15 protein-coding genes are annotated in these 15,873 nt (G+C 68.5%); 10 read left to right on the top strand and 5 right to left on the bottom strand.

Annotated elements, in window-relative coordinates; genetic code table 11:
- Nucleotides 1-6 precede the first annotated feature (6 nt).
- Together ACVOMH_RS11210 and ACVOMH_RS11205 are read left to right on the top strand one after the other, a co-directional pair.
- The gene (locus tag ACVOMH_RS11210; RefSeq protein ID WP_054659087.1) at nucleotides 7-432 is read left to right on the top strand and encodes an ExbD/TolR family protein; all 426 of its coding nucleotides are present in this window, start codon (nucleotides 7-9) and stop codon (nucleotides 430-432) included.
- A 3-nt stretch (nucleotides 433-435) separates the two neighbouring features.
- Nucleotides 436-846 carry an ExbD/TolR family protein gene (locus ACVOMH_RS11205; protein WP_054659085.1) on the top strand — a complete coding sequence of 137 codons (411 nt, stop codon included), beginning with the start codon at nucleotides 436-438 and terminating at the stop codon, nucleotides 844-846.
- Between the two features lie 665 nt (nucleotides 847-1,511).
- On the opposite strand, the gene ACVOMH_RS11200 is transcribed toward ACVOMH_RS11205, so the two are convergent.
- The 3 genes from ACVOMH_RS11200 to cls form a co-directional block, all read right to left on the bottom strand.
- Nucleotides 1,512-2,279, bottom strand: a complete 768-nt coding sequence (locus ACVOMH_RS11200; protein WP_481552003.1) for a pyridoxine 5'-phosphate synthase — start codon at nucleotides 2,277-2,279, stop codon at nucleotides 1,512-1,514.
- A complete protein-coding gene (locus ACVOMH_RS11195) occupies nucleotides 2,276-2,572 on the bottom strand; it encodes a hypothetical protein (RefSeq protein WP_241772643.1) in 297 nt (98 codons plus the stop codon). Before ACVOMH_RS11195 ends, ACVOMH_RS11200 begins: the two co-directional genes overlap by 4 nt.
- Before the next feature lie 72 nt (nucleotides 2,573-2,644).
- Nucleotides 2,645-4,105: a cardiolipin synthase gene (gene cls, locus ACVOMH_RS11190; protein WP_054659081.1), complete on the bottom strand. Its 1,461-nt coding sequence runs from the start codon at nucleotides 4,103-4,105 to the stop codon at nucleotides 2,645-2,647.
- A gap of 86 nt (nucleotides 4,106-4,191) precedes the next feature.
- Between cls and ACVOMH_RS11185 the strand changes: the two genes are divergently transcribed.
- The 5 genes from ACVOMH_RS11185 to ACVOMH_RS11165 all read left to right on the top strand — a co-directional run bounded on the left by ACVOMH_RS11185 (nucleotide 4,192) and on the right by ACVOMH_RS11165 (nucleotide 9,253).
- Nucleotides 4,192-4,707, top strand: coding sequence for a MarR family winged helix-turn-helix transcriptional regulator (locus ACVOMH_RS11185; protein ID WP_481552002.1), 516 nt, complete (start codon nucleotides 4,192-4,194; stop codon nucleotides 4,705-4,707).
- Nucleotides 4,704-6,866, top strand: a complete 2,163-nt coding sequence (locus ACVOMH_RS11180) for an FUSC family protein (protein WP_481552001.1) — start codon at nucleotides 4,704-4,706, stop codon at nucleotides 6,864-6,866. The genes ACVOMH_RS11185 and ACVOMH_RS11180 overlap by 4 nt, the downstream gene beginning before the upstream one ends.
- Nucleotides 6,856-7,065 carry a DUF1656 domain-containing protein gene (locus tag ACVOMH_RS11175; protein ID WP_481552000.1) on the top strand — a complete coding sequence of 70 codons (210 nt, stop codon included), beginning with the start codon at nucleotides 6,856-6,858 and terminating at the stop codon, nucleotides 7,063-7,065. The genes ACVOMH_RS11180 and ACVOMH_RS11175 overlap by 11 nt, the downstream gene beginning before the upstream one ends.
- A 12-nt stretch (nucleotides 7,066-7,077) precedes the next feature.
- A complete protein-coding gene (locus tag ACVOMH_RS11170) occupies nucleotides 7,078-8,088 on the top strand; it encodes an HlyD family secretion protein (RefSeq protein WP_481551999.1) in 1,011 nt (336 codons plus the stop codon).
- Nucleotides 8,089-8,152: 64 nt separating this feature from the next.
- A complete protein-coding gene (locus tag ACVOMH_RS11165; RefSeq protein ID WP_481551998.1) occupies nucleotides 8,153-9,253 on the top strand; it encodes a PA0069 family radical SAM protein in 1,101 nt (366 codons plus the stop codon).
- A 69-nt stretch (nucleotides 9,254-9,322) separates the two neighbouring features.
- Here ACVOMH_RS11165 and ACVOMH_RS11160 read toward each other — a convergent pair whose 3' ends face one another.
- The gene (locus tag ACVOMH_RS11160) at nucleotides 9,323-10,333 is read right to left on the bottom strand and encodes a class 1 fructose-bisphosphatase (protein WP_054660010.1); all 1,011 of its coding nucleotides are present in this window, start codon (nucleotides 10,331-10,333) and stop codon (nucleotides 9,323-9,325) included.
- 168 nt (nucleotides 10,334-10,501) lie between these two features.
- On the opposite strand from ACVOMH_RS11160, the gene ACVOMH_RS11155 reads away from it, so the two are divergent.
- Entirely contained in the window at nucleotides 10,502-11,734 is a 1,233-nt protein-coding gene (locus ACVOMH_RS11155; RefSeq protein WP_481551997.1) for an MgtC/SapB family protein, read from the top strand.
- Nucleotides 11,735-11,873: 139 nt separating this feature from the next.
- Here ACVOMH_RS11155 and ACVOMH_RS11150 read toward each other — a convergent pair whose 3' ends face one another.
- Nucleotides 11,874-13,076 carry an amino acid aminotransferase gene (locus ACVOMH_RS11150; RefSeq protein WP_481551996.1) on the bottom strand — a complete coding sequence of 401 codons (1,203 nt, stop codon included), beginning with the start codon at nucleotides 13,074-13,076 and terminating at the stop codon, nucleotides 11,874-11,876.
- 175 nt (nucleotides 13,077-13,251) lie between these two features.
- Between ACVOMH_RS11150 and ACVOMH_RS11145 the strand changes: the two genes are divergently transcribed.
- Together ACVOMH_RS11145 and ACVOMH_RS11140 are read left to right on the top strand one after the other, a co-directional pair.
- Nucleotides 13,252-15,384, top strand: coding sequence for a TonB-dependent receptor family protein (locus ACVOMH_RS11145; protein WP_481551995.1), 2,133 nt, complete (start codon nucleotides 13,252-13,254; stop codon nucleotides 15,382-15,384).
- 86 nt (nucleotides 15,385-15,470) lie between these two features.
- On the top strand, nucleotides 15,471-15,869 hold the full coding sequence (locus ACVOMH_RS11140; RefSeq protein WP_057505721.1) for a hypothetical protein: 399 nt from the start codon (nucleotides 15,471-15,473) through the stop codon (nucleotides 15,867-15,869).
- Nucleotides 15,870-15,873: the final 4 nt, after the last annotated feature.

Below are 15,873 nucleotides of genomic sequence, written 5' to 3'. Positions count from 1 at the left end.
CCCGTTATGGCTTTCAGTAGTGACAACAGCAGCGGCCCCATGGCCGACATCAACGTGACGCCCCTCGTGGACGTGATGTTGGTGCTGCTGATCATCTTCATCATCACGGCTCCCCTGATGTCCCACAAGGTCAAGGTCGAGCTGCCAGAGGCCAACCTGGTCATCAATCCGGACGACGCCGAAAAGCGCCCGAGCCCGATTACGGTGGCAGTCAAGGAAGACGGTTCGCTCTACTGGAACGACGAAGAGGTCTCCAAGGAGACCTTGGAATCGCGTTTCGCCACGGCTGCCCAGCAGACCCCCCAGCCTCCGCTCAACTTGCGTGGTGACAAGACCACCAAGATGAAGGTGATCAACGAAGTCACCAAGATCGCGCAGGGCCAGGGCATGTTGGACGTCGGTTTCGTTGCCACCAAAGAAAAGGGGCAATAAGCGATGGCTTTCAGTAGTGGTGGTAACAAGGGCCCCATGGCCGACATCAACGTGACGCCCCTCGTGGACGTGATGCTGGTGCTGCTGATCATCTTCATTGTGACCGCGCCGATCATGACCTACCCGATCGCCGTGGATCTGCCGCAGCGGGTGATCAACCCGCCGCCGCAGCTCAAGGAACCGCCGCCGCCGATCGAGCTGCGTGTGGATGCCAGCAACCAGGTGTACTGGAACAACAGTCCGGTCAACGTGGCTGAGCTGCAGCAGCGCATGGAAGAGGAAGTACAGAAGGATCCGACCAACCAGCCGGAACTTCGCATCGACGCCAATCCGGATTCGGAGTACGAGGTCATGGCCAAGATTCTGGCCCAGGCCAAGAACGCCCGCATGCTCAAGATCGGTTTCGTACAGTAATACGCAACACCAAGTCATGACGCGACTGGAAAACGCCCTCGAGCAATCGGGGGCGTTTTTTTTGCCCGGCGTTCTTCGCCCGCGCGCGCAGTCGCTGGCACTCGCGGCTCTCCTTAATGAAACCCCGGCGCTGTGGGCAAGCCGGGCACCGTGTTGCCGCCTGTTGCGATGGTAGTTGTTGGACATGCCGAGGGCGTGCGCAATGACGCTCCTGCGGTAGCCGGCGGAGCCGCCCTCTTGTTTTATACGCGCCCGACAAGGTGCCGCGCGGGGCGGCCTGTGTGGTGCGGTTGCGGGACACAGGTGCCCCCACCCTTGGCGCGGATGGCTTGGAGAGCCGCGGGAGCGCTGCCTTTTCAGGTGCTTCGCAACGGCAGTACGGACGTGCGCACCCACCACGTGGCCGGGCGCACGCGTACGCGCAGCGGCGGGGAGCACTTCCTTCTCCGTGGCAGGTGAAGCAACCTGCGCGGAGCACGTGCCTTTCCTGCACCGCCTGGCCGCCCGCCGCTTTGAGGGACGCGTGCAGCCCGCAGAGACTGCGAAAAAGGTCTGCTCCAAAGCGCGAAGGCTCCCCGCCCACCAGTGGTGGACGAGGTAGAAGCGCTGCCGCGCTGGTGCGGTGAGCGGCAGTCCGGTGGAACGCCTGCGTGCCGGGGCGACCCTCAGGCGTTGCCGGATTCGGCCCCGCTGATCGCGGCGAGATATCCGCCGACGGTGGTCTCCAGCCCCTCGTACAGGGCTTCGCTGATCAGCGCATGGCCGATGGAGACTTCCTGCACGTCGGGTACGTGGCGCAGGAACGTGGCCAGGTTGGCCTGCGACAGATCATGGCCGGCATTGACCCCAAGACCGGCGGCCTGCGCGCGGCGCGCGGCGTCGGCAAACACCGCAAGGGTGGCGGTTGGATCCCCTTCGGCAAAGGCTTCGGCGTAGGGGCCGGTGTACAGCTCGACGCGGTCGGCGCCGAGCGCGGCGGCCTGGGCAATGGCGGGATTGCCGGCATCGACGAACAGGCTGACCCGGCAGCCGTAGCTTTTGAGTGCGGCGATCAGCGGGCGCAGGCGTTCCCCATCCCGGGCGAAGTCGAAGCCGTGATCGGAGGTCAGCTGGCCATCCCCATCGGGTACCAGGGTGGCCTGGGCCGGGCGGGTCTGCTCGCACAGCGGCAGCAGGCCCGGATAGCCCTCGCGCGGCGGGGCGAACGGATTGCCTTCGATATTGAATTCAACCCCGTGCTGCTGGGTCAGTGCGGACAACGCCAGCACGTCGTCGGCGCGGATATGGCGCTGGTCCGGGCGCGGATGCACGGTGATGCCGTGCGCACCGGCGCGCAGACAGGTCATCGCCGCCCGTACCACGTCAGGCTCCCCCCCGCCGCGCGAATTGCGCAGCACCGCGATCTTGTTGACGTTGACGCTGAGGAAGGTCATGGCTGCGGGGATTCCCGATCCGGCGTTGCCGGCTGCACTGGGGGAGGCGGAGCGACGGTCGGTGCGGCGGCATCGACGCGGAACTGTTCGCGCAGTGCCTGCAGTTCCGCCGGATGCAACGCACGCGGTGCATCGGTCAGAGCGCCGCCGATACGGGCGGCATACAGGCCCTTCACCCACAGCAGCGCAAACACCAGCGATGCCAGCAGCGAGAGCAACAGCAGCCAGGTCTGTGTGGCCGAGATGGCGAGCACGAACGCACCCAGCGCGAGCAGCAGGAACAGCCAGTACATGACGATCTCCCGGTAGAGGGAAGGAAGTGTAACGGGGCGGGCCGGCACGGTTCCACGTGCCGCCGTCGCGTATCAGAGCAAGGGGGACGCCAGCCGTGCGAATGCTTCGGGCAGACGCTGGCGCCACAGCGAACGGCTGCGGTTGGGCTGCACCTCGACGGCACGGTCGAACTCGGCTTGCAGGATGGCGTCCAGTTCGGCGGTCAGCTGGCGGTCGCTGTACATCATCGACAGCTCGAAATTCAGGCGGAAACTGCGATGGTCGAAATTGGCGGTGCCGACGATGCAGGTGCTGTCATCGGCGATGAAGGCCTTGCTGTGCAGCATGCGTGGGCCGTATTCGTAGATGCGCACCCCCGCTTCGAGCAGCTCGTCGAAATAGGAACGCGCGGCAAAGGTGACGAATCGCGAGTCGCTGAGCTTGGGCACCATCAGTCGGGTATCCAGCCCGCCGAGTGCGGCCGAGGTCAGCGCCATGCGCGCGGCCTCGCCCGGCACAAAGTACGGCGTCACCAGCCACACGCGCCGCTTGGCTTCCTGGATGGCGGCCACATGCAGGCGGTGGATCGCCTCCCAGGCCGAATCCGGCCCGGACACCAGCACCTGCGCGTTGATCTGGCCGCACTCGCGGGCCGGCACCGTGGCCGGGAACAGGTCGCCGCGCTCGAAGCGTTCCGGCGCCTGGCCGGTGGCGTAGATCCAGTCCTCCAGAAACACCAGCTGCAGGCTGTGGACAACATGGCCGCGGATGCGCATGTGCAGGTCACGGTAGGCGTTGGCATTGCGGCTGTCGTCCTCCTCGTCGGTGACGTTGATGCCGCCGGTGAAGGCGATCTCGCCATCGACCACCACCAGCTTGCGGTGGGTGCGCAGGTTCAGCCATGGCCGTTTGAACGGCTTGAGCAGCTGCCGCGGATGGAACCAGGCCACCTCGCCGCCGGCGTCCAGCAGCGGTTGCAGGAAGCGGCGCCGGATCTTCGAGGAACCCACCGCGTCGAGCAGCAGCCGTACCTTGACCCCGGCGCGGGCGCGCGCGACCAGCGCATCGCGCATCGCGGTGCCGGCGTGGTCGGGCTCGAAGATGTAGTACTCCAGATTCACATGGCGGCGGGCGTCGCCGATGGCGGCCAGGATCGCCGCATAGGTCGCCGCGCCATCCACCAGCCAGTCCACCGCGGTCGCGGTGCTTGGCGCCAGCCCGGTGGTCGCCTGCCCTACCCGCGCCAGTTCGGTGCAGCGGGTATCGGGCGGACAGACCGCCTCGTAGGTGCCCATGCCCGCGCGTGAACGGCCGCGGCGCAGGCGCTGGCGCACGATCTTCTGCGGACCGAACAGGTAGAACACGAACAGGCCGATGTATGGCAGCGCCGCCAGCGACAGGATCCAGCTCAGCGTCGCGACCGGCTCGCGCTTCTGCAGCACGATGTAGCCGGCCAGCACCAGCAGATAGGCCACATAGGCCACCGCCAGGATCTGCCCCCAGTGGGGAATGCTCGACAGGCTTGTCCACAGCTCTTGGAGGGTTTGGCGCATGGGCCGATTCTAGCTGCGGGCGGGAGGCGCGCGCGGGGAGCTGATGTTGCGTTGCGTCAATTTGTACACAAGTGTAATATACCGGGATGGATAAACAGCTCCCGGCAGCCAGCGGCTACGCCAGCATCGATGAGAAGCTGGCGATCAGCAGCGCTCGCCATCCCGGCTTTCCCCGTGACCAGGCCATGCTGGCGCGGCTGGTCAAGCTGGTGCACAAGCTGTTCTGCGATCACGGCAACGCCTTGTTGCGCGATTACGGCATCAGCCATCCCGAGTACAACGTGCTGATGATGCTCGACGGCTCCGAAGCGGGCCTGAGTCCGTCGCAGATCAGCGAGGCCGCCAGCGAAAAGTCCTCCAACGTCACCCGCCTGATCGACCAGCTGCTGGCCAAGGGCCTGGTCAGCCGTGAACCCAGCGGGGAAGACCGCCGCAAGCTGGTGGTGCGGCTTACCGCCGCCGGCGAGCAGCTGATCGAAACCGTGATGCCGGCGGTGATCGCGCAGCTGCAGCGCTTTTTCAGCGGAGTGGAAGCACAGGAGCTGCAGCAGATGGAGGCACTGCTCACGCGCGTGCTGGCGGGGCTGGAAACCCGCGCATGAGTACGCATCCGGCTGAGTGCGCACCGGGTGCCCGGAAGCTGTCCCGCTGGACCGGCACGCTGCGTCACGCCATGACCGGCGAGGGGGCGGTCTGGGCCTACATCGGCAAGGTGCTGGTGGCCCTGTACCTGTCCGGCTGGATCGCGATGTGGCTGGGGATGAGTTCGCCGGGCACGGCGATGATCACCGTGCTGGTGGTGATGAACCGCAATACCGGCATGGTCCTGGCCAAGGCGTTCTATCGCGGGCTCGGCACCGTGGTCGGCTGTGCGATGGCGGTGCTGATCGTGGCGCTGCTTCCGCAGAGCCCGGTGATGCTGGTGACGGTGATGGCGCTGTGGGCCGGCTTCTGTGCCGGCGGCTCGGTGTGGAGCCGCGGCATGGCCTCCTATGGCTTCGTGTTGGCCGGCTACACGGTGGCGATGATCATGCTGCCGGTGATCCACCAGCCCCAGCACATCCTCAACAGCGCGCTGGAACGCACCGGTGAAGTGCTGCTGGGCATGGCGGTGACCAGCATCGTGTTCGACGTGCTGTGGCCCAACCGCCTGCGCGCCGGCCTGCGCGCGGCCGATGACGGCAACCTCAACGACTTCCTGGATTTCGTCGCCGGTGCGATCGGCGGGCGCCTGCAGGGTTTCGAGGTGATCGAACGCACCCAGAGCCGCGTGGTGCAAGGCGCGCTGCAGTTCGAGGAGCTGCGTGCCACCGCGTATTTCGACGATCCGATCCTGCGCAGCCGCAACGGCCAGCTCAAGCTGATCAACCAGCACTTCATGGCCGCGACCTCGCGGTTCCAGGCGCTGCACCACCACATGGACCGGATGCGGCGTCGCGGCGAGGACGAGGTGGTCGCCGCGGTGCGCAGCGTGCTGCAGCCGCTGCCGTTGCTGCTGGAGGACCCGACGCTGCGCGGCGACCGGCTTGCACTGGCCACGCGCCTGCGTCACTTGGGACAACAGCTGGAAGGCGCGTTGGCGCAACAGCGGCGGCAGCTGCCGCCCACGCGCGCGGACGGCTTTGATGCCAGCGCGCTGCTGGTACGCCGCTTCGCCGAGGAGCTGCATGCCTATGTGCAGGCCAAGGCGCGGATGGAACGCGGCAAGGGCGCGTTGCGCGCGCGTGCGCCGCGGCTGTCCAAGGTGCGCTTCACCCGTGCCCAGGACGGGTACGCGATTGCCCTGGCGGCCACGCGCTGCTTCGTGGTGATGCTGTCGCTGTCGTTGCTGTGGTTGTGCAGCAGCTGGAACCAAGGCGGACTGGCGGTGTTCGGCGTGTCCGCGCTGGTGGCGATGGCCTCGGCCGCTCCGGACCCGCTGTGGGTGGTACGGCGTGCCACCCTCGGTCATCTGGTGGCACCGTTCTTCGCCCTGCCCGGCTTCATCGCGCTGGCGCTGGCCACCGACTACCCGCTGCTGGTGCTGGTCACCCTGCCGACGATGATCGCCGCGCTGTACATCTCCACCCGCCCCCGGTTTGCGGTGACCGGCATGGCGCTCAATGTCGGCATCCTGGTCTCGTGGAACCTGGGGCCGTCGTTCCACCCCAGTGCGCAGGCCTATCTGGACAACTCGCTGACGCTGGCTATCGGCGCGTGCGTGGCGATGGCGGTGTTCATGCTGGTGCCGGGATTGCCGGGCGGCAAACAGCGCCAGCGGCGTCTGCTCGAACGGCTGCGCGCGCAGGTGCAGCTGGCGGTGAGCGCGCCGCTGCCCGGCCTGCTGCCGAAGTTCGAGAGCGTCAGCCGCGAGCTGTTCCAGCAGGTGGCCAGCTGCACCACCCCGGGCAGCCGCGCCTCGCGGCAGCTGTTCGAATGGGCGCTGCTGGTGCACGAGGCCGGCCACAGTGCGATCGACCTGCGCCATGACCTGGCCGAACAATCATTGCCGCCGGCCCTGCAACGGCAGATCGGCCAGGCGCTGGCCCGCCTCGGCCAGTTGTACCTCACGCCGCGCGCGCAGACCCTGCAGGCGGCCCAGGACAGTGTGCAGGCGGCACTGGGCGGACTGTCCGGCCCGCAACCGCAGCGATTGCGCCGCGTGCGCGAGCACCTGTTGCTGCTGCAGATGAGCCTGGAAGACAGCGCCACCGTGCTGGCCACCTACGTGCAACGTTCGCGCCGCCACCACCGCCTGAAGGAGGCCCGCCATGCCGTATGAAATTTCCATCGGCGACATCTACTTCCCCGGTGCGCTGGTGCTGGTGGTGCTGTTGTTGCCGGTGTTTGGCCTGCTCGATTTCGGGCTGGGCCGGGTTGGCCTGTATCGCCGCGCGCTGCATCCGTCGCTGGTACGGGTGGCGCTGTTTGCCAGCGTCTACTGCGCGGCGCTGCTGCTGTTTCTTCCCCCCTTTTCCTGACCGAGGTTCCCGATGAAGACCGCCAGCCTGATCCGAGGCGGTGTCACCTGCGTGGTTGTGCTGCTGGCTGCAGTGATGGCCTACGTGGTCTGGCACCAGTACATGCTCTCGCCGTGGACGCGCGATGCGCGCCTGCGGGCCGAGGTGGTGCGTATCGCGCCGGACGTGTCCGGCCTGGTCACCGAAGTCGCGGTGCGGGACAACCAGCCGGTGAAAAAAGGCGAACTGCTGTTCGTGGTCGATCCGCAGCGCTACCAGCTGGCCGTGGCCCAGGCCGAAGCCGACCTGCGCGCCGCCGAAGCCGCCGCGCGTGCCGCCGGCGCCAGCACCTCGGCCGCCGCGGCCGGGGCCAGCGCCAGCCAGGCCGAGTACCTGATGCGGCAGGAACAGGCGCAGCGTCGTGCCCGGCTCGACGGCGTGGTCTCGCGCGAAGCACAGGCCGACGCCCGTGCCCTGGCCCAGGCCGCGCAGGCCAGCTGGAAACAGGCCCAGGCCGGCACCCATGCCGCCAGCGCCAGCCGCCAGCAGGCCGTGGCCGCATTGCAGCAGGCCCAGGTTGCCCTGGAGCGTGCACGGCTGGACCTGGCGCGCACGCAGGTGCGGGCCAGCGCCGACGGCAGCATCACCAATCTGGACGTGCGGGTGGGCGACTATGCCGCCGCCGGTGTCCCGCGCATGGCGCTGGTGGCCAGTGAAGGCCTGTGGGTCTACGGCTACTTCGAGGAAACCAAGCTGCCCAGGATCCATCGCGGCGATGCGGTGGATATCCGCCTGATGGCCGGCGGCGTGCACCTGCGCGGCACCGTCGAAGGCATCGCCACCGGCATCGCCGATGCGGCCGGCCCGACCGGCAGCCACCTGCTGGCCGAGGTCGAGCCCACCTTCAACTGGGTGCGGCTGGCCCAGCGCGTGCCGGTGCGGGTCAGCATCGATCCGCATTCGGTGCCCGAGGGCGCGGTGCTCAGCGCCGGGATGAGCGCCACGCTGGTGATCCACGGCCACGCCAAGCAGACTGCCGGCTGAAGCGCGCGGGCGCTGAATACGGCCCGTCGCGCCCGCTGCGACGGCCGCGCGCTAGCGTAGGCGCATGCCTACACCCACCCCCATCAAAGGCCGCGGTGCGACCAGCCACCTTGCCGGCCGTTTCGAAACCCGGATTGCCGAAGCCGTCGACGACGGCTGGTCGGCCGATGAGAGCGAGGAGTTCGTCGCGCCACGGCTGCGTACCGACGTGCGTCCGGAAATCGCGCGCAGCATCATCAGCCGCAACAATTCGCCGGACGTGGGTTTCAGCCAGTCGGTCAATCCGTACCGCGGCTGCGAGCACGGCTGCTCGTACTGTTTCGCCCGGCCCAGCCACGCCTACCTCAACTTGTCCCCCGGCCTGGATTTCGAAACCAAGCTCTTCGCCAAGACCAACGCCGCCGAGGTGCTGCGCCGCGAACTGGCCAAACCGGGCTACGTGCCGCAGCCGATCGCGCTGGGCATCAACACCGATGCCTACCAGCCGATCGAACGCAAGCTGGGCATCACCCGCCAGCTGATCGAGGTGCTGGCCGAAACCAGGCATCCGTTTTCGCTGATCACCAAGAACGCGCTGGTCGAGCGCGACATCGATCTGCTGGCGCCACTGGCCGCGCAGCAGCTGGTCAGCGTGCACTTCTCGGTGACCTCGCTGGACCCGCACCTGTCGGCCAAGCTCGAACCGCGCGCCTCGGCCCCACATGCCCGGTTGCGCGCGATGCGCCGCCTGAGCGAGGCCGGCATTCCGGTGGGCGTGATGGTGGCGCCGGTGATTCCGTGGATCAATGACGCCGAACTGGAAGCGGTGCTGGAGGCCGCGCGCGGGGCCGGTGCCGGCAGTGCCGGCTACGTGCTGCTGCGCCTGCCCTATGAGGTGGCGCCGCTGTTCCGCGACTGGCTGCAGACACATTATCCACAGCGCGCCGAGCACGTGATGAGCACCATCAACCAGCTGCGCGGCGGCAAGGACTACGACAGCCGGTTCGGTACGCGCATGCGCGGCCAAGGCGCCTACGCCGAGCTGCTGGCCAACCGTTTCAAGCTGGCCAGCAAGCGGCTGGGCTTCAACAACGCCTCGCGCCAGCAATGGCCGGCGCTGGACTGCGGCAAGTTCATCGCGCCGCTGCCGCCGAAGAAGCCCTCACCGCAGGGCGAGCTGTTCTGAGCGCGGCAAAGAAAACGGCCACCGGAACGTTGCCGGTGGCCGCGGGCGCACAGTGGCCGGCAATCGGGATTACCTGGCGTCGTGCTCGCGGTGGTAACGGGTGGCTTCGGCCACTTCGTGTTTGGAGCCCAGGAACACCGGCACGCGCTGGTGCAGCTGCTCCGGGGCGACATCGAGGATGCGCTCACGGCCGTTGGTGGCGGCACCGCCGGCCTGCTCGACCAGCAGAGACATCGGGTTGGCTTCGTACATCAGGCGCAGCTTGCCGGCCTTGGACGGATCCTTGCTGTCCCACGGGTAGATGAAGATGCCGCCGCGGGTGAGGATGCGGTGCACGTCGGCGACCATCGAGGCGATCCAGCGCATGTTGAAGTTCTTGCCGCGCACGCCGTCCTTGCCGGCCAGCAGGTCGGTCACATAGGCCTGCATCGGCGCCTCCCAGTGGCGCTGGTTGGACATGTTGATGGCGAATTCCTGGGTGTCGGCCGGGATCTGCATGCCGCGCTGGGTCAGCACGAACTCGCCGGTTTCGCGGTCCAGGGTGAAGGCATGGGTGCCGTGGCCCACGGTCAGCACCAGCATCGTGCTCGGTCCGTAGATGCAGTAGCCGGCCGCGACCTGCCGGGTGCCGGCCTGCAGGAAATGTTCATCCCCAGGGTTATCCACACCCTCGGGTGCCCGCAGCACCGAGAAAATGGTGCCGACGGACACGTTCACGTCGATGTTGGAGCTGCCGTCGAGCGGATCGAACAGCAGCAGGAAGTCGCCCTGTGGATATTCCGAGGGCACCCGCTGGCTGTGGTCCATCTCCTCCGAGGCGCACGCCGCCAGGTGGCCGCCCCAGGCATTGGCTTCGAGCAGGATCTCGTTGGAAATCACGTCCAGCTTCTTTTGCGCCTCGCCCTGCACGTTGCCGGTACCGGCATCACCGAGCACGCCGCCCAGGGCGCCCTTGCTCACCGCGATCGAGATGCTGGTGCAGGCGCGGGCCACCACCGCCACCAGCTGGCGCAGGTCGGCATTGATGCGCTGGGCGTGCTGCTCTTCAATCAGGAAGCGGGTCAACGACGTGCGGGACATGGGCAAGGACCACCTTCAGGCGAAAGGAGCGCCATTGTCGTGGGTCGGGCTGTTTTTTTCGAGCCAGCGGTCATGCCATGTCCGTTTGTGGACAGGATCGACCCGCGCGCCGGCCATTGGCTTTATCTACAGGGCTCGTACCATGGCAGGACCTGCAAGGGGAGTGGCATGGACTGGAATCAGGTGACACAGGGGCTGCTGTCGGCACTGGGTATCGGGCTGCTGATCGGCGCGGTGCGCGAGCGTCAGCATGGCAACGGCCGCCCGCTGCAGGCGGGGGTACGCACCCATGCGTTGCTGGCGCTGATGGGGACAGTGGCCATGCTGCTCGGTCCGCCGGCTTTCCTGGTGGCGCTGCTGGCCGCTGCGGCACTGGCATGGACCAGCTACCGCGCCACGTCCGCCGACGACCCGGGCCTGACGGGGGAGATCACCATGCTGACCACCGTGCTGCTGGGCGGGTTGGCGTTGCAACAGCGCGCGCTGGCCGCCGCGCTGGGGGTGGTGGTGGCGATCCTGCTGTGGGCCAAGGCCCCGCTGGCACGTTTCAGCCGCGAGCTGATCAGCGACCAGGAAATGCGCGATGCCCTGCTGCTGGCAGCCTGCGCGCTGGTGGTGCTGCCGACGTTGCCGGTGACAGCGGTGGACCCCTGGGCAGTGCTGGTGCCGTACAAGCTCTGGCAGATCGTCGTGCTGGTGATGGGCACCGGAATGCTGGGCCATGTCGGGTTGCGTGCGGTGGGCGCGCGCTGGGGCCTGCCGGTGGCCGGTTTCCTTTCCGGCTTCGCCTCCTCTACCGCTTCGGTGGCCGGGTTCGGTCGCAGCAGCCGTGCCTCACCGATGCTGGTGGCACCCTCGGCATCGGCCGCGCTGCTGGCCAATCTGGCTTCGCTGCTGCTGTTCGCCGCGATCCTCGGTACCACCTCGCCTGCGCTGTTGCAGGCCAGTGCCTGGCCGCTGCTGACCGCGGCGCTGGTGCTGCTGGGTTTTGCGGCGCTGGGTCTGCGCCATGTGCCGGATGAATCGGTTCCGGAAACCTCCACCGCCAAGGCGTTCCAGTTGCAGCACGCGCTGATGATCGCCGTGGCCATCGCAGCGGTGCTGTTGCTGTCTGAAGGGCTGCGCCGGGTATTCGGGCAGGCCGGCGCGCTGGTGGGGGCGACGGTGGCGGGGCTGGCCGAACTGCACGCGGCGGCGGCCAGCATCGCCAGCCTCACCGCCTCCGGTGGCCTGGAGCTGGGCAAGGCGCGCTGGGGGGTGATCGCCCTGCTGGCGTCGGCGTCGCTGGCCAAGTCGGTGCTGGCCTTCCTCAGTGGCGGGGCCCGCTATGGCGGCATCGTCAGCGCCGGCCTGGGCGGGATGGTGATCGGGGCGGCGCTGGTGGCCTGGGGGACGGGATGAGACGGCGGGAAAACGGACAGGCGCCGGTTCCCGGCCTCCGGCTTGTCCGGGCTGCGGACCTCGGGCGTGACGCCCGCCGGGATACCAAAAAAGCCCGGGTTTCCCCGGGCTTTTTGTGTCACTGGCGCATGGCCGGTGCTCAGCCGCGGCTGACCGCGCACACGGCCTTGGCCACGTAATCCAGGTTGCCCTGGTTCAGTGCGGCCACGCAGATGCGGCCGGTGCCGACGGCGTAGATGCCGTACTCGTCCCGCAGCGTATCCACCTGCGCGCGGCTCAGCCCCGAGTAGGAGAACATGCCGGCCTGCTGCTGGATGAAGGCGAACTCCGGTGCGCCCAGTTCGGCCAGTTTGGCCACCAGTCCGGCGCGCAGGGCGTGGATGCGGGTGCGCATCTGGCCCAGCTCCTCTTCCCACATCGCGCGCAGCTCGGTGCTGCCCAGCACCCCGGCCACCAGCGCGGCACCGTGGGTGGACGGGCTGGAGTAGATGGTGCGGATGATGCGCTTGATGTGCGACTGCACCGCCCTGGACTGCGCGGCGTCGGCCGCGACCACCGACAGCGCGCCGACGCGCTCGCCATACAGCGAGAACGACTTGGAGTAGGAGTTGGCGACGATGAAGCTGTCGATGCCGGCCTCGGCGACGATGCGCACGGCCACGCCGTCCTCGGCGATGCCCTTGTCAAAGCCCTGGTAGGCCATGTCGATGAACGGGAACAGCTGGCGTTCCTTCAGCAGCGCGGCGACCTGCTTCCACTGCGCCTCGGTCAGGTCCGCGCCGGTCGGATTGTGGCAGCAGGCGTGCAGCAGCACCGTGGTGCCCGGTGCCAGCTTGGCCAGGTCGGCGAGCATGCCGTCGAAGTCCAGGCCGTGGCGGGCGGCGTCGAAGTAGGTGTAATCCACCACCTTGAAGCCGGCCGCGGTGAACACCGCGCGGTGGTTTTCCCAGCTCGGGTTGGAGATGGCCACGGTGGCGTGCGGCAGCGTGTGGGCCAGCAGCTCGGCGCCCACGCGCAGCGCGCCCGAACCGCCCACGGTCTGGGTGGTGGCGACACGGCCGGCGGCAACCAGTTCCGAGTCCTTGCCGAACACCAGCTCGCGGGTGGCCGAGGTATAGGCGGCCAGGCCGTCGATCGGCAGGTAGCCGCGCGGTTTGGCCTCGGCGGCCAGCTGCTGTTCGATCTGTTTGACCGCGCGCAGCAGCGGAATACGGCCGCTCTCGTCGTAGTAGATGCCCACGCCCAGGTTGACCTTGGTCGGGCGGGTATCGGCGTTGTAAGCGTCGGTCAGACCCAGAATCGGGTCGCCAGGAACCTGTTCCACAGTTGCAAAGAAGGACACGGCGGTACTCGTATCAAGTGGCGGGAAGTGGGGGCGGTCCGGCGCGAAAGCATGCAGCGGCGGCCAGAACCGCGTCATCGTAGCAGGGCTGGAAGCCGCTGACGGCAGGGTTTCAGCTGGAACTTCCGCTTCCGCGGCGCTGCCGCCACCGTGCCGGATCGGCGATCATTGCGCGATGACGGCATGTAAGCGTTTTTTCCTGTTTTCCGGGCTGCTCGCGGCCCTGCCCGCCGCCGCGCAAGAGCCCGCGCCGGAAGCGCAGACGCTGGACCGCGTGCAGGTGCAGGCGGCCCGGGTGCGGGCGCTGGCCGATGTCGAACTGCCGGCGGCCATCACCACGGTGGACGTGGACAGCAACCACAACGGCCGGGGCGCGCTGCTTTCCGAAGTGCTGGCCGGGGTGCCCGGCCTGCTGGCGCGCGAACGGCAGAACCTGGCCCAGGACACGCAGCTGTCGATCCGTGGCTTTGGCGCGCGTTCGAGCTTCGGTGTGCGCGGCGTGCGGCTGCTGGTCGACGGGGTGCCGGCGACGATGCCCGACGGCCAGGGCCAGCTGTCGCATTTCAACCTGCTCGGTGCCGAGCGCGTGGAGGTGCTGCGCGGGCCGTTCTCGGCGCTGTATGGCAACGCCTCCGGCGGCGTGTTGCAGCTGTGGAGCGCAGAAGGCCAGCCCGGTGATCCGTGGCGGCTGCGCAGCAGCTATGGCGCCCATGCCACGTCCAGCAGCGGCGTGCAGCTCAAGGGCCAGGCCGCTGCGATGCACTACAACGTGGCCGCCAACCACTTTTCCACTGCGGGCTGGCGCCAGCACAGCGCCGCGCGGCGCGAATCGCTCAACACCCGGCTGGATTTCGATCTGGCCCCCGGCCAGCGCCTGGCGCTGCTGTTCAACGCGCTGGAGGCACCGCACGCGCAGGATCCGCTGGGCCTGAGCGCGGCGCAGGTGCGCGAGAACCCGCGCCAGGCCACGGCGGTGGCGCGCCAGTACAACACCCGCAAATCGGTCGCCCAGCAGCAGGCCGGCCTGGTCTACACGCGTGAGCGCGGGCGGCAGACCTGGCGGCTGATGGGCTATGCCGGGCAGCGCGCGGTCGAGCAGTTCCTGGCTATTCCGCCGGGGCCGCAGAACAGCCCGCTGCACGCGGGCGGGGTGATCGATCTGGACAGCGGTTACGGCGGCCTGGACGCGCGCTGGGCCTGGCAGGGCACGCTGGCCGGGCAGCCGCTGGACCTGGTGGCGGGTGCCAATGCCGACCGCCAGCGCCAGCACCGTACCGGCTACGAGAACTTTGTCGGCGACACCGTGGGGATCAAGGGGCGGCTGCGCCGCGACCAGCATGACCGGGTGCGGAATATCGACCAGTTCGCGCAGGCGTGGTGGCAGTTCAGTTCGCGCGGGTCGGCATTGCTGGGCGCGCGCCACAGCCGGGTGCGGTTCGCCTCGCGTGACCACTACCGCACCGCGGCCAATCCCGACGACAGCGGCCAGCGCGACTATGCGGCGACCACGCCGGTGGCCGGGCTGGTGTTCCGCGCCACGGACGCCCTGCGCCTGTATGCCTCGGCCGGGCATGGCTTCGAGACCCCGACCTTCAACGAGCTGGGCTACCGCGCCGATGGCGGTGCCGGGCTGGCGCTGGATCTGGCCGCGGCGCGCAGCCGCAGCTACGAGCTGGGCGGCAAATGGCACGGACACAGCGGGGCGCGGCTGGAGCTGGCGCTGTTCCGTGCCGACACCGAGGACGAACTGGCGGTGGCGGCCAATGTGGGCGGCCGCAGCAGCTACCGGAATATCGGCGCCACCCGCCGCCAGGGCGTGGAACTGGACTGGCGCCAGCCGGTCGGCGCAGCGCAGGAACTGCAACTGGCCGCGACCTGGCTGCAGGCCACGGTGCGCGAGGGCTATCTGACCTGCACCGGCGTGCCGGCGCCATGCACCACGCCGCGCAACCGCGTCGCCGCGGGAACCCGCCTGCCGGGCGTGCCGCGCCAGCAGCTGTCCGCGCGCTGGCAGTGGCAACCGGGGACCTGGCACTGGGCGGCCGAACTTGTTGCCGCCAGTGACCTCGGCGTCGACGATCGGGGCGATGCGCGCGCGCCCGGCCACGCTCTGGTGAACCTGGAGGCGGCACGGCAGTGGTCCACCCCGCACGGCCCGCTGCGCGCGTTCGCCCGGCTGGACAATGTGCTGGACCAGCGCCACATCGGCTCGGTCATCGTCAACGACGGCAACCAGCGCTACTACGAGCCCGGCCCGGACCGCAGCGTCACGGTGGGCGTGCAATGGCAGTGGACGCGCCAGCGGTGAGCAGCTCACCTCCGGGTAACGGTGCGATCACGACCCGCTGACGGCGGTGGCGGTAACTGTGTCCACCCCGCAGGGAGGTTCGTGCCATGTACCGTCCAGAGCATCCGGAATACCGCTCCGCCCCCCGGCTGTTCAATGCCCATCTGGGGGCGATACGCCGCGGTGTTTTCAAACGCCGCGCGGCCGATGCCGACGAGGTGGCGCAGGACTTCCTGCAATACAGCCTGGCCGACTACGCCAAACGCCGCCGCCAGGGATTCACCCGCTGGCGGGATGTCTATCCGGCCTATGCCTTCGCGCTGGCCAGCCATGCCGCCGACTGGCCGCGGGGCACCGGGGACACCGAGGCCGAACTGGCCGCGTACTGGGAGCAGGCGCGCGGCGAATCGCGCTTGAAGTGGGACCAGGCCCGGGCGGTGATCGAGGACGCGTGGCTGGCCCTGGACCGCATGCCGGCGGCCGCGGTCCACAGCCGTCCGCTGTAACCGG

The organism is Stenotrophomonas sp. STEN013, assembly GCF_056760355.1.
This window is presented reverse-complemented; position numbering and strand designations above follow the sequence as displayed.

What these genes read in the sequence shown, in the direction of transcription:
- ACVOMH_RS11210 (WP_054659087.1), top strand. Translation starts at nt 7, where the DNA reads ATGGCTTTCAGTAGTGACAACAGCAGCGGCCCCATGGCCGACATCAAC.
- ACVOMH_RS11205 (WP_054659085.1), top strand. Translation starts at nt 436, where the DNA reads ATGGCTTTCAGTAGTGGTGGTAACAAGGGCCCCATGGCCGACATCAAC.
- ACVOMH_RS11200 (WP_481552003.1), bottom strand. Translation starts at nt 2,279, where the DNA reads ATGACCTTCCTCAGCGTCAACGTCAACAAGATCGCGGTGCTGCGCAAT.
- ACVOMH_RS11195 (WP_241772643.1), bottom strand. Translation starts at nt 2,572, where the DNA reads ATGTACTGGCTGTTCCTGCTGCTCGCGCTGGGTGCGTTCGTGCTCGCC.
- cls (WP_054659081.1), bottom strand. Translation starts at nt 4,105, where the DNA reads ATGCGCCAAACCCTCCAAGAGCTGTGGACAAGCCTGTCGAGCATTCCC.
- ACVOMH_RS11185 (WP_481552002.1), top strand. Translation starts at nt 4,192, where the DNA reads ATGGATAAACAGCTCCCGGCAGCCAGCGGCTACGCCAGCATCGATGAG.
- ACVOMH_RS11180 (WP_481552001.1), top strand. Translation starts at nt 4,704, where the DNA reads ATGAGTACGCATCCGGCTGAGTGCGCACCGGGTGCCCGGAAGCTGTCC.
- ACVOMH_RS11175 (WP_481552000.1), top strand. Translation starts at nt 6,856, where the DNA reads ATGCCGTATGAAATTTCCATCGGCGACATCTACTTCCCCGGTGCGCTG.
- ACVOMH_RS11170 (WP_481551999.1), top strand. Translation starts at nt 7,078, where the DNA reads ATGAAGACCGCCAGCCTGATCCGAGGCGGTGTCACCTGCGTGGTTGTG.
- ACVOMH_RS11165 (WP_481551998.1), top strand. Translation starts at nt 8,153, where the DNA reads ATGCCTACACCCACCCCCATCAAAGGCCGCGGTGCGACCAGCCACCTT.
- ACVOMH_RS11160 (WP_054660010.1), bottom strand. Translation starts at nt 10,333, where the DNA reads ATGTCCCGCACGTCGTTGACCCGCTTCCTGATTGAAGAGCAGCACGCC.
- ACVOMH_RS11155 (WP_481551997.1), top strand. Translation starts at nt 10,502, where the DNA reads ATGGACTGGAATCAGGTGACACAGGGGCTGCTGTCGGCACTGGGTATC.
- ACVOMH_RS11145 (WP_481551995.1), top strand. Translation starts at nt 13,252, where the DNA reads ATGACGGCATGTAAGCGTTTTTTCCTGTTTTCCGGGCTGCTCGCGGCC.
- ACVOMH_RS11140 (WP_057505721.1), top strand. Translation starts at nt 15,471, where the DNA reads ATGTACCGTCCAGAGCATCCGGAATACCGCTCCGCCCCCCGGCTGTTC.